The 20,464-nt window shown below is 55.3% G+C and carries 21 protein-coding genes and 1 riboswitch; of the genes, 18 read left to right on the forward strand and 3 right to left on the reverse strand.

The features are described 5' to 3' along the window. The first annotated feature begins 51 nt into the window (after nucleotides 1-51). The 3 genes from hisC to NYE74_RS16270 are packed head-to-tail and all read left to right on the forward strand — an operon-like array spanning nucleotide 52 to nucleotide 2,507. Nucleotides 52-1,149 (forward strand): histidinol-phosphate transaminase, encoded by a 1,098-nt coding sequence (gene hisC, locus NYE74_RS16260; RefSeq protein ID WP_036621946.1) that lies wholly within the window; start codon nucleotides 52-54, stop codon nucleotides 1,147-1,149. Between the two features lie 44 nt (nucleotides 1,150-1,193). Next, complete coding sequence (locus NYE74_RS16265) at nucleotides 1,194-2,288, forward strand: prephenate dehydrogenase (RefSeq protein ID WP_124332667.1); 1,095 nt, start codon at nucleotides 1,194-1,196, stop codon at nucleotides 2,286-2,288. A gap of 36 nt (nucleotides 2,289-2,324) precedes the next feature. Then, on the forward strand, nucleotides 2,325-2,507 hold the full coding sequence (locus NYE74_RS16270) for a hypothetical protein (protein ID WP_316560943.1): 183 nt from the start codon (nucleotides 2,325-2,327) through the stop codon (nucleotides 2,505-2,507). 782 nt (nucleotides 2,508-3,289) lie between these two features. Here the strand turns inward: NYE74_RS16270 and NYE74_RS16275 are convergent. Next, nucleotides 3,290-4,219, reverse strand: a complete 930-nt coding sequence (locus NYE74_RS16275) for an AraC family transcriptional regulator (protein WP_341004938.1) — start codon at nucleotides 4,217-4,219, stop codon at nucleotides 3,290-3,292. Between the two features lie 149 nt (nucleotides 4,220-4,368). Here NYE74_RS16275 and NYE74_RS16280 point away from each other — a divergent pair, with 149 nt between their 5' ends. The 7 genes from NYE74_RS16280 (at nucleotide 4,369) to NYE74_RS16310 (ending at nucleotide 12,505) form a co-directional block, all read left to right on the forward strand. Next, nucleotides 4,369-7,617 (forward strand): alpha-mannosidase, encoded by a 3,249-nt coding sequence (locus tag NYE74_RS16280; RefSeq protein WP_341004940.1) that lies wholly within the window; start codon nucleotides 4,369-4,371, stop codon nucleotides 7,615-7,617. Between the two features lie 85 nt (nucleotides 7,618-7,702). Next, nucleotides 7,703-7,806, forward strand: a riboswitch (TPP riboswitch). A 180-nt stretch (nucleotides 7,807-7,986) separates the two neighbouring features. Then, on the forward strand, nucleotides 7,987-8,694 hold the full coding sequence (gene tenA, locus NYE74_RS16285) for a thiaminase II (protein WP_341004941.1): 708 nt from the start codon (nucleotides 7,987-7,989) through the stop codon (nucleotides 8,692-8,694). Nucleotides 8,695-8,713: 19 nt separating this feature from the next. Beyond that, a complete protein-coding gene (thiM, locus tag NYE74_RS16290; RefSeq protein ID WP_155620382.1) occupies nucleotides 8,714-9,562 on the forward strand; it encodes a hydroxyethylthiazole kinase in 849 nt (282 codons plus the stop codon). Continuing rightward, nucleotides 9,559-10,386, forward strand: coding sequence for a bifunctional hydroxymethylpyrimidine kinase/phosphomethylpyrimidine kinase (thiD, locus tag NYE74_RS16295; protein WP_341004943.1), 828 nt, complete (start codon nucleotides 9,559-9,561; stop codon nucleotides 10,384-10,386). Before thiM ends, thiD begins: the two co-directional genes overlap by 4 nt. After that, the gene (gene thiE / locus NYE74_RS16300) at nucleotides 10,383-11,048 is read left to right on the forward strand and encodes a thiamine phosphate synthase (RefSeq protein WP_036621954.1); all 666 of its coding nucleotides are present in this window, start codon (nucleotides 10,383-10,385) and stop codon (nucleotides 11,046-11,048) included. Before thiD ends, thiE begins: the two co-directional genes overlap by 4 nt. Nucleotides 11,049-11,321: 273 nt before the next feature. Next, nucleotides 11,322-11,915, forward strand: coding sequence for an RNA polymerase sigma factor (locus NYE74_RS16305; RefSeq protein WP_036621956.1), 594 nt, complete (start codon nucleotides 11,322-11,324; stop codon nucleotides 11,913-11,915). Continuing rightward, entirely contained in the window at nucleotides 11,912-12,505 is a 594-nt protein-coding gene (locus NYE74_RS16310) for a hypothetical protein (protein WP_036621959.1), read from the forward strand. Before NYE74_RS16305 ends, NYE74_RS16310 begins: the two co-directional genes overlap by 4 nt. Before the next feature lie 124 nt (nucleotides 12,506-12,629). On the opposite strand, the gene NYE74_RS16315 is transcribed toward NYE74_RS16310, so the two are convergent. Beyond that, the gene (locus NYE74_RS16315) at nucleotides 12,630-13,208 is read right to left on the reverse strand and encodes a hypothetical protein (protein ID WP_341004945.1); all 579 of its coding nucleotides are present in this window, start codon (nucleotides 13,206-13,208) and stop codon (nucleotides 12,630-12,632) included. A 617-nt stretch (nucleotides 13,209-13,825) separates the two neighbouring features. Here NYE74_RS16315 and NYE74_RS16320 point away from each other — a divergent pair. Next, the gene (locus NYE74_RS16320) at nucleotides 13,826-14,422 is read left to right on the forward strand and encodes a histidine phosphatase family protein (protein ID WP_341004946.1); all 597 of its coding nucleotides are present in this window, start codon (nucleotides 13,826-13,828) and stop codon (nucleotides 14,420-14,422) included. 74 nt (nucleotides 14,423-14,496) lie between these two features. Here NYE74_RS16320 and NYE74_RS16325 read toward each other — a convergent pair whose 3' ends face one another. Further along, the gene (locus NYE74_RS16325; RefSeq protein WP_341004947.1) at nucleotides 14,497-15,000 is read right to left on the reverse strand and encodes a DUF6273 domain-containing protein; all 504 of its coding nucleotides are present in this window, start codon (nucleotides 14,998-15,000) and stop codon (nucleotides 14,497-14,499) included. A gap of 613 nt (nucleotides 15,001-15,613) precedes the next feature. Here NYE74_RS16325 and NYE74_RS16330 point away from each other — a divergent pair. The 7 genes from NYE74_RS16330 to NYE74_RS16360 all read left to right on the forward strand — a co-directional run bounded on the left by NYE74_RS16330 (nucleotide 15,614) and on the right by NYE74_RS16360 (nucleotide 20,418). Continuing rightward, nucleotides 15,614-16,702, forward strand: coding sequence for a hypothetical protein (locus tag NYE74_RS16330; RefSeq protein WP_036621964.1), 1,089 nt, complete (start codon nucleotides 15,614-15,616; stop codon nucleotides 16,700-16,702). Nucleotides 16,703-16,771: 69 nt separating this feature from the next. Then, nucleotides 16,772-17,278 (forward strand): gamma carbonic anhydrase family protein, encoded by a 507-nt coding sequence (locus tag NYE74_RS16335; protein WP_036621965.1) that lies wholly within the window; start codon nucleotides 16,772-16,774, stop codon nucleotides 17,276-17,278. Between the two features lie 44 nt (nucleotides 17,279-17,322). Continuing rightward, on the forward strand, nucleotides 17,323-17,508 hold the full coding sequence (locus tag NYE74_RS16340; protein ID WP_036621966.1) for an IDEAL domain-containing protein: 186 nt from the start codon (nucleotides 17,323-17,325) through the stop codon (nucleotides 17,506-17,508). A gap of 152 nt (nucleotides 17,509-17,660) precedes the next feature. After that, the gene (locus NYE74_RS16345) at nucleotides 17,661-18,098 is read left to right on the forward strand and encodes a DUF2487 family protein (protein WP_124332670.1); all 438 of its coding nucleotides are present in this window, start codon (nucleotides 17,661-17,663) and stop codon (nucleotides 18,096-18,098) included. A 174-nt stretch (nucleotides 18,099-18,272) separates the two neighbouring features. Continuing rightward, entirely contained in the window at nucleotides 18,273-18,815 is a 543-nt protein-coding gene (locus tag NYE74_RS16350) for a ubiquinol-cytochrome c reductase iron-sulfur subunit (RefSeq protein WP_036621968.1), read from the forward strand. 16 nt (nucleotides 18,816-18,831) lie between these two features. After that, nucleotides 18,832-19,503: a menaquinol-cytochrome c reductase cytochrome b subunit gene (gene qcrB, locus NYE74_RS16355; RefSeq protein WP_016311825.1), complete on the forward strand. Its 672-nt coding sequence runs from the start codon at nucleotides 18,832-18,834 to the stop codon at nucleotides 19,501-19,503. Between the two features lie 42 nt (nucleotides 19,504-19,545). Then, nucleotides 19,546-20,418, forward strand: a complete 873-nt coding sequence (locus tag NYE74_RS16360; RefSeq protein ID WP_124332671.1) for a menaquinol-cytochrome c reductase cytochrome b/c subunit — start codon at nucleotides 19,546-19,548, stop codon at nucleotides 20,416-20,418. Nucleotides 20,419-20,464 lie beyond the last annotated feature (46 nt).

Genomic DNA, 20,464 nt, shown 5'->3' on the forward strand with positions numbered 1-20,464 from the left:
TTAGTTCAACTGATTATAGCAGGGAGAAAGTTACAAAGGGAGGAAAAATGCATGTTGCCCAAACCCCAGATCGTGGGTCTGCCGGTATATCAGCCCGGTAAACCGATCGAAGAAGTAAAAAAAGAGCTCGGCCTTGATGATGTGATCAAGCTGGCCTCTAACGAAAATCCGTACGGCTGTTCCCCGCGCGTCCGCGCCGCCATTGAGCAGGAGTTTATGAACATCAGCCTGTATCCGGACGGCAGCGCGGCGGAATTGACGGAGGCGGTGGCGGGGCATCTTGGCGTCAACCGGGAGCAAATTATTTTCGGCTGCGGCTCGGACGAAATTATCGCGTTGATTGCCCGTGCGTTTTTTCTGCCCGGCGACGAAACGGTGATGGCCGATCAGACGTTCAGCGTTTACAAGAGCAACGCCGATATCGAAGGCGCGGTCAGCATCGAGGTGCCGCTGAAAGACGGCACGCATGATCTGGAGGCGATGCTCGCCCGCCTCGGCACAAAAACGAAGATCGTATGGATTTGCAACCCGAACAATCCAACCGGAACGATTGTTCCGCACGAGCAGCTCGTTTCTTTCCTGGATCGGGTACCGGGCCATGTCCTCGTCGTGCTGGATGAAGCTTATGCCGAGTATGTGACCGATGCCGCTTATTCCGACGGAATCGGTTTGCTTGAGAAATATCCGAACTTGGTCGTATTGCGGACGTTCTCGAAAATTTACGGGCTCGCCTCGCTGCGGATCGGTTACGGCGTGGGCCAGCCGGCGGTGATCAAGCTGATCAACCAGGTGCGCGAGCCGTTCAATACGTCCCGCATCGGGCAGGCGGCGGCCAAAGCGGCTTTGGCCGACCAGGAGTACGTGCAGGGCTGCCGCGAGAAAAACCGCAGTGGAATCCAGTATTTATATGAGCAGTTTGATCGCTTGGGCTTGTCCTATTTTCCGGCTCACGGGAATTTCATCATGGTCGACGTTAAACGCCCGGCCGCGGACATGTTTCAAGCGCTGCTGAAGCTTGGCGTTATCATCCGCGCCGGTTTTCCCAAATATCCGGATTCGATTCGGGTGACCGTCGGTTCGGCGGAGCAAAACGCGAAATTTATAGACGCTTTGGAACAGGTGCTGAGCAAGTCGGCCACAGAGGTATAATTCAATTTTTGGTTTGCATATTCGCAGAAAACGAGTGAGATTACATGACAACAAAAATCGCCATATTTGGGGTAGGTTTAATCGGAGGATCGCTGGCGCTTTGCCTTAAGGGCAAGCCCGGCATCACCGTCGTGGGGCACGCGCATCGTCCCGAGTCTTTAAAACGCATCGTGGAGCGCGGCGTCGTGGATGCCGCGACGCTTTCCATGGAAGAGGCGGCCGAGGATGCCGACTTTATTTTTTTGTGCGTACCGGTCGGAAACTTGGAAGAGTATATGGTGAAGCTGAACCGGCTTCCGCTCAAGCCGGGCTGCATCGTAACGGACGTAGGCAGCACCAAAGCGGCGGTGGCCGCCAGTGCCGCGGCCATTTCGCGTCCCGGCGTGCATTTTATCGGCGGTCATCCGATGGCCGGGTCCGAGCGCTCCGGCGTGGAAGCGGCCTCTTCCTTGCTGTTCGAGAACGCCTATTATGTGCTGTCTCCGTCTTCGGACATTCCTGAGGAGGTGTACATACGCCTTGAGCAGCTGTTGTCGTATACGAAGGCGCAAATCGTCCGCGTCGATCCGGTGCTGCACGATGAAATCGTCGGTGCGATCAGCCATCTGCCGCATATTATCGCGGTTGCGCTGGTCAACCAGGTGTGCGATTACAACAGCTCCAACGGGCTGTACCGGATGCTTGCGGCAGGGGGGTTCCGGGATATTACCCGCATCGCCTCCAGCGATCCTGTTATCTGGCGGGATATTTTGCTCAGCAACCGCAAGGTGGTGCTGGATTTGCTGAACGATTGGAACCGGGAGATCGAAGGCTTCGTCAAGCTGCTGGAGGACGAAAACGGAACGGGGATTGAGGAGGCTTTCCAAAAAGCGAACCGCTTCCGCAGCGAGCTGCCGGAACGGCGCAAAGGCGCGATCACTTCCTTGTTCGATATCTACATCGACGTGCCCGACCACCCGGGCATTATCGGACAGATCGCCACGGAGCTGGGAACGCGCCACATCAATTTAAGCAATATGCAAATTATTGAAAGCCGGGAGGACGTGCCGGGGGTGATGCGCCTTTCTTTTCGCCAGGAAGCGGAGATGGAGCGTGCGAAAGAGCTGCTGCAGGGGCTTGGTTACTCGGTCTATGTCTAAGCCGGGGGACAGGCAGCCCGTAAGGTGGTCCGAGAGATGACTAAAAGAACGCAGCGCCCGGGAAAAGCCGGGCGTGTGCGTTTTAGAGGCCGCAATTTGGGTAAGCCGTATTATACCGTATTTCGCTGTGCGCAAGGCCGTTTAGGCTTTGAGTACGCCCAAATTATGAAAGCGCTAAAAAAAGTTGTTGACAAAATGAAAACGGATACAATATACTAAGACTACAGTATGGTTTCTCTCCACTCCTATCCAATATCTGTTGCTCCAGCGTGAGCAAGGGCCGCTTCGAAAGAAGCGGTCTTTTTTTTGCTTTTGGCGGCCTGTTGGCGGCCGAATGGAGGTATTGGATGAGGCTAACGGACAGGGAAATCTTATTCCGAAAATACAGCCGCTATAAAATTGTAACGGACTCAAGTGCACCGGCGTTGCATTAACGCCTACACAAAATCTCTGGTACACCTTGCCCGCAATTCCATTTGAAATCACGCCAGAAATCTAACGGTTGTATTATTCGCTATTTTGCCCAAAAAGCCCCTTTCTAAATTTTAACGGTTGTGAGCGCGGTTATCTGCTCCAATCTGAGCCCAAATCGCCGGGTTTTAGCTAAATAAGCGCTATGGCAACCGTTAGAGTGGTGGCGAGAATGCAACGCTAGTGACTCGTGACTCAGGTGCACTTATTTAGCTGAATTCACCGGATGTGTCGGGGAAATGCTCGGAAGAAGGTCGATGGTGTCTTAGCTAGGCTGGAAAATGGATGTAGACTAAAATAACCGGGGAAATGAGCAAATAACGGCTCGGTGGTCCCTTAGCCAAGGGGTGGCTCATGCCCCGGCAGACGTTGCAAGGCAAACGTTGCCCCAGAGAAGTTGCCCTAATGACGTTACCCCAACGGACGTTGCCCTAGTGACGTTGCCCCAACTAGCGTAGCCCCAACTAGCGTAGCCCCAACTAGCGTTGCCCCAACTAGCGTTGCCCTAACGGACGTTGCCCTAACGGACGTTACCCCAACGGACGTTGCCCCTGCCGAGGTTCCTCCCGGCCCAAATGCTGTTTGCGGTAGGCCTGCGGGCTAACGCCGTGTTTTTTCTTGAATGCCTTGCTGAAATAGTAAATATCCGGGAAGCCGGACTGCTCCGCCACCTCTTTGACCAATAGCTCGGGCTTAAGCAGCAGCTCGCAAGCTTTGGCCAGGCGGATCCGGTTCATTTCCTCGATGAGGGTCCGCCCCGTCTTCCGCTTGTAAAGCCGGGAAAGATGGCCGTAGCTCATGTGCAGGGAAGCGGCCAGTTCCTCCACGTTCAGGCGTTCTCCATGAAAATCCTCCAAATAGATTTCCACCTTGCGAACGAGGGCGTCCTTGGTTTCGCCCGGCTCCGCTATAGCCAGGCGACCGGAGCCCGGAATCGAAGTTAAAATTTCCAGGAACTGCACGAGCAGCAGCTGCAAATAAAGCGGGGAGCGGCCCGCTTCCGCCTCGTGAAACAGCTGGACCAGCAGCGGCCGAATTCCGTAATCGTCGCGGTAAGCGCCGGGAGGCCAGTCTTTGAGCAGGCTCAGCCGTTCGAACAAGCCCTGCCCGCCCGCATCCGGGCGGGTGCCGGATACGGGCCTGAACCGCCAACGAAAACAAACGCCCTCGTGCGGATCGTCACGATAGTATATATGGGAATGGGTCATGCCCGGAGGGATCAGGAAAAACTCGTCTTCGCGGACCATGACGTCTTTGTCCATAAACCGGGTTTGCATCCGGCCGGACAATACGTAGTTAAATTCGTACCAGGTGTGGGCGTGGGCCGGGCATCTTCCGGCGCCGCCGGTTTGTTCGATCACGATATCGGCCCAGTCGATCACGGCGTCATCGACCCGGATTTCGCGGCACAGCCCGTTCAGCACGGAGGCCAGCTCTTGCCTCCATTTTTTCAAGTCCATAGAGATGCTCCTTTTTGTTCCTTTGCCCCAATCATATCATAATAGGACAAAAATTGATGAGGATTAGTAATTTACTTCAGGCCGTCCCGGAACGCAAAATGGGGGTGAAGTCAAAAGTTGAAACTTGCTCCAAGGGAGGAACGCAGTTCATGTTTTGGACGGAAGAAAAATTAAACGCACGGATTCGCGAGCTTGAAGCTTATCGCTACCGCGATGCGGTGCCGATCGCCGAATTCCGCGCGTTGGTCGACGAGGAAGGGCGGATCGCAGCCAGACCGCCGAAGGGCGGGGAGTGGAGCGCGATGCCGGCCGGTGAACGCTGGGAAGGCCGCGACCTTTACTTGTGGCTGGAGGCCGAGACGGTAATTCCCCAAACGTGGAAAGGCCGCCGGGTCGTCGGGGTATTTGATTTCGGGAAGACGGGCGGAGGGAACAACTCCGGCTTCGAGTCATTGCTGTATGTCAACGGAGAGCCTTATCAAGGGGTGGACTCCAACCATCAGGAGGTGTTTTTCCCCGCAGAAGCCGCCGGAACTTCCGTGCTGCTGCAATTTCGGCTTTGGTCCGGTCTGGAGGGCGGAGGTAAGCCGCAGGTCCAGGAGCACAGGCTGAAGCGGGCGGAAATCGCTTGGCTCGACGGGACGGTCGACCGTCTGTATTATACGGCCCGGGCCGTGATGCAGACCGTGGAAGTACTACATAAACACGCTCCCGAACGGACCGACCTGCTGACGGCGCTGGACCGGGCGTTTTTGCGGATCGATTGGTCGCAGCCGGGCTCCGAGGCGTTTTATGACTCGCTGGCGGCGGCCGAAGAGCAGCTGACGCGGGCGATTTCGGCGCTGCCCAAGTCGTCGCCGGTCACGGTTCGCTGCATCGGGCATACGCACATCGACGTGGCCTGGCTGTGGCGGCTCAAGCATACCCGGGAAAAAGCGGCCCGCTCCTTCAGCACCGTTTTGCGGCTGATGGAAATGTTCCCGGAATACGTTTTTTTGCAAACGCAGCCTCAACTGTATGAGTATTTGAAGCAGGATTACCCGGAGCTTTACGAGCAAATCAAGGAACGGGTCAAGGAAGGCCGCTGGGAGGCGGCCGGGGGGATGTGGCTGGAAGCCGACTGCAATTTGACGAGCGGCGAATCGCTGGTGCGGCAGCTGCTGTACGGCACCCGTTTTCTGCGCGAAGAGTTTGGTGCGGAATGCACATATTTGTGGCTGCCCGACGTTTTCGGGTACAGCTGGGCTTTGCCGCAAATCCTGCGCAAGTCGGGTTTCGATACGTTCATGACGACCAAAATCAGCTGGAACCAATACAACCGGATGCCGCACGACACGTTTAAATGGCGCGGGATCGACGGCAGCGAAGTGCTGACCCATTTCATCACCACCCCGCAGGACGGCAGTTTCTGGTGGTACACCTACAACGGCAATATCGAAGCGTCCAGCGTGCAGGGCATCTGGGATACGTACCGGGACAAGGAAATCAACAAAGAGCTGCTCCTGTCCTACGGTTACGGAGACGGGGGCGGCGGCGTCAACCGGGAGCATCTGGAGCTGCGGCGCCGCCTCGAAGCGATGCCGGGGCTGCCGAACGTCGTCACCGGGCGGGCCGACGAATATTTCGCCAAACTGCACGAGACGGTGGAAAAGGCGGACCGTTATGTCCACACATGGGACGGCGAGCTGTATCTTGAGTACCACCGGGGCACTTATACGAGCCAGGCTTACAACAAAAAAATGAACCGCAAGCTCGAACTGCTCTCCCGCGACGCCGAATGGCTGCTCAGCTTGGAGGCGCTGCTGGGCGGGGGTGACTGGGCCGCGTACCCGAAAGCGAAGCTGGACGAAAGCTGGAAAACGATTTTGCGCAATCAGTTCCACGACATTATTCCAGGCTCGTCGATTCCCGAAGTGTACCGCGACTCCAAGCTGGAATACGAGCATGCCGCGGCGCTGCTGCAGGAATGCCGCAGCCAGGCGATCCGCGCGTTGACCGGGGGCCGGGTGGCCGGCGATGCAGCAAACGATGCCGCTGCGGCGGGCGCTGCCGTGTCCGGCGATGCTGTCATCGGCGCCACGGAAGGTGAGCCGACCTATACCGTTTGGAATCCGTCCTCTTGGACGTATAGCGGCCTGGTCCCGGTCCATGGCGCCGAACCCGGCGGCCGCTGGACCGATGCCGGCGGCCGGGAGCTCGCCGCCGAGTTTGACGGAAGCACGGTATGGGTAAAGGTGGAAAACGTTCCTCCGTTGGGATTTATGGCGATAAGCCGCGGCTCTGAAGGCTGGAAGGAGGAGGCAACCGCTTCGCAAGGAGCGTCTGCGGGAAGCGAAGCGGCCATAGAAACGCCGTTTAAAGTGCTGCCGAACGGCATCGAGACTCCGCTGTATCGGATCGCTTGGAACGAACATGGCCAGTTGACCTCGGTGTTCGACCGGGCTGCCGGCCGCGAGGTGCTCGCCCCGGGGGAACGCGGCAACGTCTTCCAGGTGTTCGAAGACAAGCCGAAAATGTTTGAAGCTTGGGATATCGATATTTTTTATCAGGAGAAGATGCGCGAGGTTGAAGATCTGAAGGAATGCCGGGTTGAGGCCGGCAAGCTGCGGGCGGAAGTCGCTTTTACCTGGCGGTATATGAACTCCACGATCAGCCAGCGGATGATCTTGTACTCGGGTGACCGGCGGATCGAGTTCCGGACGGAGGTGGATTGGCAGGAGCGCCAGCAGCTTTTAAAGGTCGCATTTCCGGTGGATGTGCGGGCGACGGAGGCCACCTACGACATCCAGTACGGCAACGTCAAACGCCCGACGCATTGGAACACCTCCTGGGATTTGGCCCGGTTCGAAACGGTCGGGCATCAGTGGGCGGATCTGTCGGATCACGGTTACGGCGTCAGCCTGCTGAACGACTGCAAATACGGCCATGACATTAAAGACAATGTGATCAGGCTGTCGCTGCTGAAATCGGCGACTTACCCCGATCCGGAGGCCGATCGCGGGGAGCATACGTTCACGTATGCGCTGTATCCGCACGAGGGGCATTGGTCCGAAGGCGAAACCGTACAGGCCGCCGCGCTCCTGAATCAGCCGGTGTACGCTACGCGCGGCCAAGCGGCGGCATCCAATTTCTCCTTGCTGCGGGCCGTGCGCGTCAGCGGCAGCGGCGAAGCAGCGATCGACGCGGTCAAAAAAGCGGAGGACGGCGACGCTCTGATCGTCCGCTTCCACGAGTATAAAGGGGGCCGGGGGACGATTCGCCTGGAGAGCGATCTCACTTTTGTCTCCTGGCAGGAAACCGACCTGATGGAACGCCCTGCCGGCGAACTCAATCGGGGTCCTGCCGAACTGCAGATTTCGCCGTATGAGATCAAAACGGTCCGGCTCGAGTTCCGCTAAGGCGGCGGGGGTGCCCGGCAAGCATTCAACGCGGATTGACACTCCAGGAAGATCCAGGTAAAGTAGTGATAGTGAATCGAATAGGAAATTCCACTAGGGGCGCCGTATTCGGCTGAGACAAGAGCGTATCTTGGACCCTTTGAACCTGATCTAGTTCGTACTAGCGTAGGAAAGTGGAGCCGGTATCGCGCCGTCCGCACGTTATCGCAAGTATCATGCGACAGGTTTTGCGCGTTCAAGCCGCTCCCTCTACGGGGCGGCTTTTTTGCTGTCTCGTAAGCGGCCCGCCTCTCACCCGACCCTAAGCCCCTACGCCCTTACGATGGATGCTCCTGTATCGCAGTTCACATTTTATCGGAGGTGGAGACGATGAGTTTTACGCAAACGCTGCGCCAGCGGGCGGACGAGGTTTTTGAAGCGATTTTTGAGCATCCTTTTGTGCGGGGAATCGCCGACGGCAATCTGCAGAAAGAGCAATTGATTCATTACGTCAAACAGGATTACGAGTATTTGAACGCGTACATGCGGATCTACGGGATCGCCATATCGAAGTGCGAAAGCCGCGGCGATATCGCCCTGTTCAACGAGCAGATCTCTTTTATTTTGAACAGTGAAATCCATCCGCACCAAAATTTTTGCGCTGTCGCAGGGGTCCGTTTTGAAGATCTGCAGGGTTTCCCCTTGGCGCCGTCTGCGCATCATTACATCCGCCACATGCTGACGGTAGCGCATGAAGGCAGTTTGGGCGAAATCTTGGCCGTGCTGCTGCCCTGCCCCTGGACGTATCTGGAAATCGGCCGCAAGCTGCTGGCGGAAGTGAGGCCGGCGCCGGAACATCCTTTTCACGATTGGATCCAGTTTTACGGCGGCCGGGTGACGGACGTGACGCAGCGGTTCCGGGACGTTCTCGATCAATGGGCGGAAACCGCGGCGGAAGCGGAACGGCGGAGGATGGAGGAGCATTTCATGCAAAGCTGCCAACTGGAGTACCTGTTCTGGGACATGGCCTACAAGCTGGAGGAATGGCCGGTGCAAACGGGCCGGCGGAGCGATGACCCGTTGTCGCGGGCGAATTAACGAAGGGGGCGAACTACAAATGAGCATATTGGAAAAAGAATTATCCGCTTTGCTTACAAAAGTGCAGAACGCGAAACCGCTCGTGCACAATATGACCAACGTCGTCGTAACCAATTTTACGGCCAACGGCCTGTACGCGCTTGGCGCATCCCCGGTGATGGCTTACGCACCGGAGGAAGCGGCCGATATGGCCAAGATCGCCGGCGCCCTCGTGCTGAACCTGGGAACGCTGTCCGCCGCCCAGGTCGAGGCGATGATCATCGCCGGGTCGTCGGCGAACGCCCATGGAGTTCCGGTGCTGTTGGACCCGGTCGGGGCGGGAGCGACGCGCTTCCGCACGGAATCGGCGCTGCGCATCCTGCGCGAGGTCAAAGTGTCGCTACTAAGGGGGAACGCGGCGGAAATCGCCCACCTGCTCGGGGAAAGCCGCGACATCAAGGGCGTGGACGCCGGGGAGAGCAGCGGCGGGGATCAGGCGGAGCTGGCCGTGCGGGCGGCACGGAAGCTGAACACCGTCGTCGCCGTCACCGGACGCGAGGACGTGATCACCGACGGGAAGCTGTGCCGGGCCGTCAGCGGCGGGGACGCGCTGCTGACGCAGGTGACCGGCACGGGCTGCCTGCTCACGTCGGTGCTTGGCGCCTTCGCCGCGGTGGAACGCGACGTGCTGCTGGCCGGCACCGCCGGGCTGGCGTTCTACGGCGCCGCCGCGTCCCGCGCCGCGGAGCGTACTGCGTCCGCCGGGCCCGGCAGCTTCCAGATCGCCTTCCTCGACGAGCTGGCCAAGCTGCACCCGCACTCGCTGAAAGGCCATGCGGCGGTCAGCGAGCGGGAAGCCTCCGCGGCCGGCGGGTGGTGGCTCGGATGAGCGGCGCGGTCCGGAAGGCGCTGACGATCGCCGGGTCGGACAGCGGCGGCGGGGCCGGCATTCAAGCCGACCTCAAAACGTTCCAGGAGCTGGGCGTGTTTGGCATGTCGGCGATTACCGCCGTCACCGTCCAAAACACGCTGGGCGTGCGGAACGTGTACCCGCTGCCGCCGGAGGCCGCGGCGGAGCAAATCGGGGCGGTCGGCTCGGACCTGGCCCCGGACGCACTGAAAACCGGGATGCTGTTCAGCGCCGAAATTATCCGCGCCGTGGCGGGGCAAATCCGCGCTTTCGGCTGGGTCCGGGTCGTCGTCGACCCGGTTATGATCGCCAAAGGCGGCGCCGCGCTGCTGCAGCCCGAAGCGGTTGCGGCGCTGAAGGAGTATTTGCTGCCGCTGGCGCAGGTGGTGACGCCGAATATCCCCGAGGCCGAGGCGTTATCCGGCATCCCGATCACCGGCATGGCCGGCCGGCGCGAGGCGGCTAAGCGCATCCACAGCCTCGGGGCGAAGCACGTCGTCATCAAAGGCGGGCATGACGAGAGCGGAAGGGGGCGGATCGTCGACCTGCTGTATGACGGCGCCGGTTTTACCGAGTTCGGCGGACGGCGGATCATGACGCGGCATACGCACGGTACGGGGTGCACCTTCTCCGCGGCGGTCGCGGCCGAGCTGGCGAAGGGAGCGGCCGCCGCCGAGGCGATATCGACCGCGCGGGCGTTCATTCAGGCGGCGATCGAAGACGAGCTTGGCCTGGGGCTGGGGCACGGCCCGACGAATCATTGGGCATACCGGCGCAGGAAGGAACAGGGGGTGCGGCCGTGAACGGGCGTATTTCAGCAGCGGCTATGCGCAAATCCCTCGGCGTGTACCTGGTGATCGGCAGCGCCAACTGCCGGCAAGATCCGCTGCAGGTGACCGAGCAGGCACTGGCCGGAGGCGCAACGATGATTCAATTCCGGGAAAAGGGGCCCGGCGCGCTGACCGGGGGGCCGAAGCTAAGGCTCGCCGAACAGCTGCAGGCCGCCTGCCGCAGGGCGGGGGTTCCTTTTATCGTTAACGACGATGTCGACTTGGCCCTGGCGATAGATGCGGACGGAATTCACGTCGGCCAGGACGACGAAGCGGCCGGCCGGGTCCGCGCGCGGATCGGGGAGCGGATTCTCGGCGTATCCGCGCATACCGTGGAAGAAGCCCGGCTGGCCATTCACAGCGGCGCGGACTATCTCGGCATCGGGCCGATCTATCCGACCGCGTCCAAAGCCGATGCCCGCGAGCCGCAGGGCCCCGGCTTCATCCGGCGGCTGCGCGAATGCGGCATCGAGGCGCCGCTCGTCGCGATCGGCGGGATCACGGCCGCAAGCGCCGGGGAAGCGATCCGCGCCGGGGCGGACGGAATCGCCGTCATTTCCGCCGTAACGCAGGCCGCCGATGTCCGCAAAGCGGTGGAGGAGCTTCACGCCGCCGCCGCTTTAGGCCGCGGATGAAATGACCAGAAAGCAAAGCAGGGCCATCCATGACCGGACGGCCCTGTAATATTTTTCAACAAATGACCATGGGTTTATTTTTTAAATTCCGGCTCCTGTGGTATAATATGAATTGTTTTTGGCTATAATGTATGGCTTCGCCAAACGATCTCCAACGGAACAAACAGAAGTTTATATAAACGACCGCAACTTTTTTGATCCTGTTCGGTAATAATTAATGTAAGAATCGAACGGGAAGAAGCACATGGAAGTGCGAGGAGGTTTCGCCCCGAAATGACCGATTCCCAGATGATACGCGAGATTAAAGAAGGCAACACGGAACTGTATTCGGAGTTGATGCGAAGGTATCAGCGAAAAATATTGGCTTTCGTTTATCACATGTTGAAAAGCGCTCAATTGGAGCAGCTTGCCGAAGATTTATGCTCGGAGACGTTCTACAAAGCGTTTCGCAGCTTGCATTCGTTCCGGGAGGTGGACGCTTCTTTCTCCACCTGGCTTTACACGATAGCACGGAATACAGTGCTTAGCGAACTGCGCAAACAGCGCAGCGGAAGTGTTCCGCTCGAAGAGAGCGGGTACATTCCTTTGGCGCCAATCGAGGTCGCCCCGGAACAAGCCGTTCTGCGCAGCGAGAAGGTTGGTATGGTGCGTGAAGCGATCAACAAATTACCGGAGAAACAAAGGTCCGCTTTGATATTGCGCGAATACGATCAATTGGACTACCAGGAGATCGCCAGTATTTTGGGCCAGAGCGTCAGCGCCGTAAAATCGCTTTTGTTCCGCGCACGAAGCAGCGTCAAAAGCCAGCTTGAACCCTACTTTTACGAACCGGTCTACGAGCATTACGAAGGGATGAAAAGCAGATGAATTGTAGAGAGGCCCAAGAACTGTTCGGTTTGATGCGGGATTTGCCCGAACAACATCCCCAGCGTATAGAGCTGGAGCGGCATCTTTTGGGCTGCGAGTTTTGCAATACTGAGTACCATTACTGGCGGGAAAGCATGGACATGCTGCAGTACATACCCATAGAAGTGACCGAGGAGCAGGCCGAGGCCGTAAACCGTAAGGTCATGGACCGTATTTATGCGGAATCTCCGTGGCTGGCGCCGGATGTCAAGGCCGGCGTGACCCGAGGCTACCGCCGGCGGATTATCGGCTGGGCCGCCAGCTTTTTGGTCGTGTTCCTGTGCAGCTTTATTTTTCTGCTCGTGGACCATTCCGGCCAGCCCGAGGCTTCGCAACCGGCGACAGGCATCCTTCCCACAGCCGTTGCCGCTCCCGATGCGAAGACATCCGAGCCCATGTCGTTTACTCTGCCGAGCATTTCTCCGGGGATTGTTGAGCCGTTCGCCGCTCAAATGGGACCGGCCTATCCGCAATACTGGATGCTGCTTTCGATGGCGGGCATGCTGCTTGCTTTGATTTCCTGGAAAGGAATCCGCCGTTCCAAAAGATAATAAACGGGTTTGAAACGCTTCTTTCGCTACAAAAGCGGGCGGGGCGTTTTTTTCGTATACTCCTGGACAGGCATCGCTTTAGAGGGGATAAAAAGAGCTGCCGAGCGAGCTCGACAGCTGATCATTATTCCGCTTGCCCGGTTTGCATCGGTTCGCTATTTTCACTAAGAACATTTCCGTCCGTATCGAGAAAACGGATAAGCGGTTGTTTATCGTTTTTATAGTAATCGGAGTGTTCGTACAATTGACGGATAATCGGATCAAACAAGGCGGTCATAATCCCTACACCCAGTTCTCCGCCGGATTCGGCCGGGTCAAGAACAAACTCAATGGTTTGATCATCAACCATCTCTGCGCTTTTAAAAGGTGTCTCTTCTCCGTCTTCTGTGGGTTTAGCGAGTTCATCGAGAAATGCCTTGAAATCTTTGTGCGATAGATGTACTTTTTCCCAATCACTGGCATCCATGCCTTCCAAACCTTTGGAATCCAGCAAATCCTTGCCTTGGCTTTCGGTTTCTTCATCTGCCGTTTCCACATGGTTTCCGGAATTCTCTTTGACGGACGCGTTTGTTGGAGTGGAGTTTGCGGGAGCGGTGTTAGCAGGCTCGCTGCTATCGCTTTTTCCCCCGCCGCAGGCCGCTAATGCGGAAAGCATTAGGATTGATGTCATCATTACAGCTAAACTTTTTTTCCATGGTTTCATCTTCTGTTACTACCCCTTTTCCCGAATGAAAATAAGGGCTCTGCCGAAAAAATGGCGCTTGAGCTATCGATGGAGCACGAAACACACTTCAATTTCTAACGGACTGTAAAGCCGCCATTTCAGTAAAATCGGGAGATTTCAGAAGTTACCGGGCACCAGAGCCGCTATTTTACCTGGAACTGCCGGTTTCTAGTCATTTTCGGGCCAATAAGGTCGCTGCGGTCCGTTAGAAAATAAAACTCCTGTTTTTTAGCGAAAAAAAGAGCGTCTCAGTCCGTTAGCCGAAGTTCGGCGACCACGGCTCTCTCAAAGGTCATCGTCAAGCGCTTTTTTAAAGCCGAGCCCTTTTTCCGCCTTGCGCGAGTAAAAAGACCTATTCACAACCTATGTATAAGAAAAAAATAGTCTTATAGATTTAGTATACGTTAGTTTTTCACGGAAGGCCAACCTAATAATGGAAATGGCGGAGCTGAACAATTCTATAATCGCAAGAAAAATTTCCTTAGAACGCGGTCTGTCTTCTATGGGTGTACGCCGATATGAATTTTTCTTATAATAAAGAAATACTCGCTAAAGCCATAAACGTTGAATGCGATGCACACATAAGGAGGATGATTATGCTTGTCGGGTTAATACGCCATGGACTTACCGACTGGAACGCGGCGGGAAAAATCCAGGGTCAAAGCGATATTCCGCTGAATGAAGAGGGTAGAAAGCAAGCGAAACGGCTGGCGCGCAGATTGCAGGAGGAAAAGGAGTACCGCTGGGATTTTGTCATTACAAGCGGTCTGTCGCGGGCTCAGGAGACCGGCTCCATCATTGCCGAAGCGCTGGACATCCCGCTGTACGATCCCGATTCGCGGCTGATGGAGCGCGCGTTCGGCCAGGCCGAAGGGATGACGGCGGAAGAGCGTGAAACGTTATGGGGCAAAAATTGGGATGACCTGGAGCTGGGACAGGAAAAAGACGCGGATATTCGCAAACGCGCGCTTGCTTTTATGAAGGATTTGGCGGAGCGGTACCCGGACAATAACGTGCTCGTCGTTTCGCACGGCGGATTGCTTGCCCAACTGTATATCGCCTTGTACCAAAATAAATACAGCGAGCGGATCGGCAATTTGTCGTTGACGATTTTGGAGAAAAACGATGAGGATTGGCAAATGAGGTTGTACAATTGCACCCGCCATTTGGAAGAAGCGATCGAAGAAAGGTAAGAGGATTCGGATTTTCATAGGGGAAAAGGGCATATAATTCGCCCTTCTCCAATTTCTCGATCTTCCCGCTTTTATCACCACAGCCACCACCAGGAACAGCCAACTTCTTCGCCGTCTCTGATGATATAGTTATCTTTGTTTGTTTTATCATATACATATAAGCTGCATCCATCGGGCTTTTTCGTCTTGGCAACATCGGTTCCAACAGCGCGCCGCAAATCCTCGCCGTGGATCGCAGATAAATCCTTTATCTCGGCAGCGCTAAGCAGAAAGACCTTGTCCTCCGTATCCGGGCAGCCCGCTCCGTTGTCCGCGCAATAAGTCGTCTTTATGAATTGCTTTTCGGCGGCATGGAATGCGGTGTTATAGAATTCATCATTCAGCCACTTGCGCAAATCGCTGTCATGCCATGTAATTTCCATGCAATCGCGCCACTTCAGATCAGCGCTTTTGCCGTGATACCTCTTGCAGTCCCAAACATACTCACTCAAAACAAACAGCTCGCTTTCTGAATTGTGAAGAACACGCCATTTAATCGCCAGTTCTTTACCGTCTACATGTTTGCGGATACGTACCAAACGTAATGAAGTCGCCGGGCTTTAGGTTCCGGTACGTTAAAGCAAAATGCCCCTTTTCCATTAAGTTTTGCCTCCCTGATTTTTCATTCCAACTTCAATCATATAACATTCGTGCAAGATTTCAGGCTTGAGGACAGGGAAGGCCGGTGGGTTGGTGGGCAGATCAATATCTGCTGTCCGGACGCTTTGCACGATTATCCCATTTGATCTGGGCGCTTTGCACGATTATCCCGTTTGATCCGGAAGCAGAGAGGAAGATAAATTCAGGGGAAGAAAATAGGTTTGGGAGAAGCAGACATGTTCGAGATCGTTAGACAGGTTTGTGAGAAGGAGGTTTAGGAGAAGTGAAGCAGACCTGACGGGAGGAATGGGGCAAGACACCGGGAAAAATGAAAGGACCGTGATATGATTAGCCCCCCCACCTTCCCCCTGAACAAGAGGGATAATCGTGTAAAGCAGCATGCAGGGATACCAAGACACGATCGCTATTATAATTTATTTTGTCAAGCACTGATCTCGGTTCTGAGCCCTTTTTTTGCATAAATTCGCATGCCGCAGAATAAACGCCGGTAAATAATCCCATAATGGAATTAAAACGGCGAGGCGGTAAACTATGAATCTGGCGGATATGCTTTCTTTTGCCGATATCGGACAGCTAAGCAGAATAGCGGATCATTACAGGTGCGAGTGCAGCGGTCATTCCAAGCATGAACTGATCCAGTCCATCCTGCAAACGGTGGGACGCCGCGATTTTATCGATCGGCACGTCAGCGCAATGAGCATGGAGGACTTGCGTTTCTTGAATTCGCTGTTATTCGACGGGCGCCGTCAGTTCAGCCTGGAGGAGCTGGTCGCTTGCGCGCAGGCGTCGCGGTTTACGCAGGATGCCAAAGACCGCGAGAGTCCGCGGGAAATGATCGCCAGGTTCCGGCAGCGCGGCTGGTTGTTTAACGGAACCACCCATCAGACCCGCTACCTGTTTGAAGTGCCCGAGGACTTGAAGCGGCGGTTCAGGGAAGCGCTGGAGGCCAGGTTTAAGTCCGAAGTGGCATCGGCGCCGGCCGAACCGCCGGTCTACCGGGAAGAGCCGGACATGCTGGCTGCCGATCTGCTGGTGTTTTTACGGTATGTATCCCATCATGACGTCCCGTTGAACAATGAAGGCGTGATGTACCGGCGAAACCAGCTGCAAATTTTGGAGTCGCTGCACGTGTCCGAGGCGCTGGCCGGCAAAGGCTGGAGGTTCGGGTATGGAAGGCGGTTCAAGGATTATCCCAACCGGTTTGCTTTGCTGTACGATTATGCCTACCATTGCCGTTTCATTCAAGAGAATGGCAGCCAGCTAGAGTTGACGGAGACCGGAAACTCGTATCTGGCGGAAGGCAAAAAAGAGCCGGCGATCCAGCTCGTCCGTTTTTGGTTAAGGCTGTACAAAGGTCCCATTCCCAATTTGCTGTCGCTTGTCTATTGGATCGAGCGCTGTTCGAAACAGTGGGTGACGGTGTCCTCGCTGTACGGCAGAATAGAATCGCTGATCAAGCCGTTTTATTATGACGCTCCCGCGTCGATATTCGAGGAACGTATCCTGATCATGATGCTGCATCTCGGCATGGTGCGCATCGGGGAGGACGAACAGCGCGAACGCTACGTTCAGGCGACGCCTTTTGGCCGCGAAGCGGTGGCGCAGCTGCACGAGAAATAGGTTTGACAACGCCTGAAGGTACTGCTACAATCACTCCCAAATTCTAGGCTAAAGGGGAGCGTGAGCAGTGTGTTGATTCGTTATCAAGGAAAGCTGCCGGTCGTGGATGCAAGCGTGTTTGTCGCCGATGGTGCCAAACTGATCGGCGATGTAACGGTGGGCAGTATGGCCAGTATTTGGTACAATGCCGTGCTGCGCGGTGATTTGGCGGAAATTGTGATCGGAGATCGGACGAACATCCAGGACGGCGTGGTCGGACATGTCAATACATCCCAGCCGTTGATCGTAGGAAACGACGTATCCGTCGGACATTCCGCGATCATTCACGGTTGCCGTATAGGCCATGGCACATTAATCGGGATGGGGGCGATCGTCCTAAACGGCGCCGACATCGGTGAATATGCTTTAATAGGAGCAGGTTCGGTAGTTACGGAAAACAAAAAAGTTCCCCCCTATACTCTTTCTCTGGGCTCGCCGGCCAGAGTCGTACGCGAACTGACGGAAGAAGACCTGCAGCGCATGAAGCGGACGGCGGAAAGTTATGTGGCCAAAGGAAAGGAATATAGGGTCACTTAAGCTTTTTAAACTTGTTTTAAAACCATGGTTTGGAGGTGCATCCTATGGATCAGATGAAGGTTACTTATGAAGCAATGCTTGGTTTGGCGGCAGAAATGATATGGGACGAAGCGCTCCGGAAGCATCGCTCGGAACAAATCTACAGCGAAATCGATACCGCCTTGGCGAATGGCGATGAGGTTGCCTTCCGGCTCCTGACGGATGAACTGAAGACATTGGAAGAACGTTGAAAATCGGATCATCCGCAGCAATATATAATGTAGAAAAAGGTCGATCGGCGACGAAAAAACGCTGCTCGATCTTTTTTTATCGAAGATGGCATTGTCAATCGTTCGTGTTTATAATTGGGAAGGAAAATCATCAGTAAAGGGGATATGGATGTATGAAATTCAGTGAAGTGGAGGCTTCCGGGTGGGAGGAGCTGCGCCCGTATTTGGACACCTGCCTCGTCCCGGTCACGGGATTAACCGGTTTGGAACGGCCGTATGAAGTGACGGAAAAATTGGAAAGACTTCAAAGTGTCATGGATTGGGTGGAAATCCCTTTTAAGGGCAGAGTCGTCACATATCCCTCGATTCAATATGCGGGAGATCGTTTATCCCAAGCGATCAACAAGGTTTGCGAAAATGTCAAGCGGAGCGGATTTGCTTATGCGATCGTTGTATCCGCCGAACTGAATTGGGCTGACGAGGAGCTGCCGAATGCCGATCTTATTATCACGCCGGGACGGTTTTCCAATCCCGATCCGGATGGCGGATCTGCGGCCGGACGGGTTAAGGAAAAAGTCCAGCATTTGTGGACAGGCGGGTCAAGGGACTGAATGTGACAAATTGTTGACATTTTTAAGTAGGGCAAGGTTTTGCCGCCGGAAAAAGATGTGTCAAATTCTTGACGCTCCTAAAACGCTAATATATTATTAATATGTCTTAGATGATGTTGTGATTATTGTCATTGAAAGTCAGGAAGAATTGGTTGCAAAGGGGGTTGAAGACATATGAGCAATCAGCACGACCAGCATGAATCATCGCACAAACCGCCCATTCGCAAAGAAATGTCCCGTCGGCAATTTCTTACATACACCCTTGGGGGCGCCACTGCATTTATGGTGGGTGGTGTGACGCTGCCCATGGTTCGGTTTGCCGTAGATCCAATTCTGCACAAAAAAGGCGAAGGCACTTTTGTAAAAGTGGTTGAAGTCAGCAAAATTACAAATGAGCCGCAGGAATTTTCCTTTGAATTGCAGCAGCAGGATGGATGGTATCAAAGTACGGCATCGCTTACGGCGTGGATCCGTAAAGACGAGAGTGGAAAAATTTATGCGCTTTCACCGATCTGTAAACATTTGGGTTGTACGGTTGGCTGGAACAATGACAAAAATTTTCCGAACGAATATCATTGCCCATGCCATGGAGCGCATTACACGATCGAAGGCAAGCAGCTGGCGGTTGCGCCGAAGCCGCTTGACGAGTACAAGGTCATGGTGAAAGACAATTGGGTGTATTTGGGTCAGACGGTCCCGAATACGATCGTGAAATAAGGAGGCGTAGATACGGATGTTTAAAAACGTATACAACTGGATTGACGAACGTCTGGATATCACGCCGATTTGGCGGGATGTCGCCGATCACGAGGTTCCGGAGCACGTTAACCCGGCGCATCATTTTTCCGCTTTTGTTTATTGCTTCGGCGGCTTGACGTTTTTTATTACGGTCATCCAGATTTTATCGGGGATGTTTCTGACGATGTATTACGTTCCCGATATCATCAACGCTTACGCCAGTGTCGAATATTTGCAGACGCAGGTGGCCTTTGGCCAGATCGTCCGCGGCATGCACCACTGGGGAGCGAGCTTGGTTATCGTTATGATGTTCTTACATACCCTTCGCGTGTTCTTTACCGGTTCCTACAAGGCGCCGCGCGAAATGAACTGGGTTGTGGGCATGCTGATTTTCTTCGTCATGATCGGGCTCGGCTTGACGGGATATTTGCTGCCGTGGGATAACAAAGCATACTTTGCGACAAAGGTTACTTTGGAAATCGCCAACTCCGTTCCGGTGCTCGGCCCGGTCATTAAAGAACTGCTGCAGGGCGGTACGATTGTCGGCGCGGAAACGCTGACCCGTTTCTTCGCGATTCACGTGTTCTTCCTTCCGGCCGTGCTGTTGATCCTTCTGGTGGGGCATTTCATTATGATCCGCCGTCAAGGGATTTCCGGCCCGCTATAAGCTACCTCTAACTAAAAATGGAGAAGGGAGGGCATAGAGGTTATGGCCCACAACAATTCGAAGGAAAAGATCGTATACGTCGGAGATTCGCGTGTGCGTAAAGGCAACGGATTTATCACGCCTCCGGATTACACGGCATACCCGGGTAAATCCGAAGCGTTTATCCCTAACTTCTTGCTGAAGGAATGGATGGTAGGCGTCGTGGTGCTGGTCGGCTTTTTGGTGCTGACGATCGCCGAACCGGCTCCGCTGGGTTATCCGGCCAATCCGACCGCTTCGGTCATTCCGATGCCGGACTGGTATTTCTTGTTCCTGTACCAATTTCTGAAATATCCGTACGCATCGGGCGATTACGTCGTGCTCGGCACGCTCGGGATTCCCGGGGTTGCTTTCGGGAGCCTGCTGCTGGCGCCGTTTTTGGACCGCGGTAAAGAACGCCGCTTCTACAAACGTCCGATCGCTTCCTCGCTGATGTTCCTTTCGCTGGCGTCGATCGTTTATTTGACGAACTTCGCCTGGACGCATTACCAGGAGGAACTGAAAGCTACGGGGCAAGTTCCGGAGCATATTCAGCGGGAAGAGGAAGCCCGGGAGAAACGGGAAAAAGGCTTGCCGACTTCCAATGCGACCAAACAGCAGGAAGTGGCGATCGTGGACAAGGATGATCCGGCGATGGAAACCTATAAGAAAGCGACTTGCGTTTCCTGCCACGCCGCCGACCTGAAAGGGGCTGCCGGTCCTTCCTTGCGCGGTGTAGGCGACAAGCACGGCAAGGAAGAAATCATGTCGATCATCAAAGAAGGCTACAACGGCAGAATGCCGGCCGTGTACGACACGGCGATCGGCGCCGGCGTAACGGACGAGGAACTCGACCACCTGGCCGAATGGCTTGCGAAACAAAAAACGGAACAGTAAAATAGGAAGTATGCGAAAAACCTGATCGTTGATTCGATCAGGTTTT

Source organism: Paenibacillus sp. FSL P4-0127 (assembly GCF_038007325.1).
In the GTDB taxonomy this organism is placed as follows: Bacteria; Bacillota; Bacilli; order Paenibacillales; family Paenibacillaceae; genus Fontibacillus; species Fontibacillus macerans.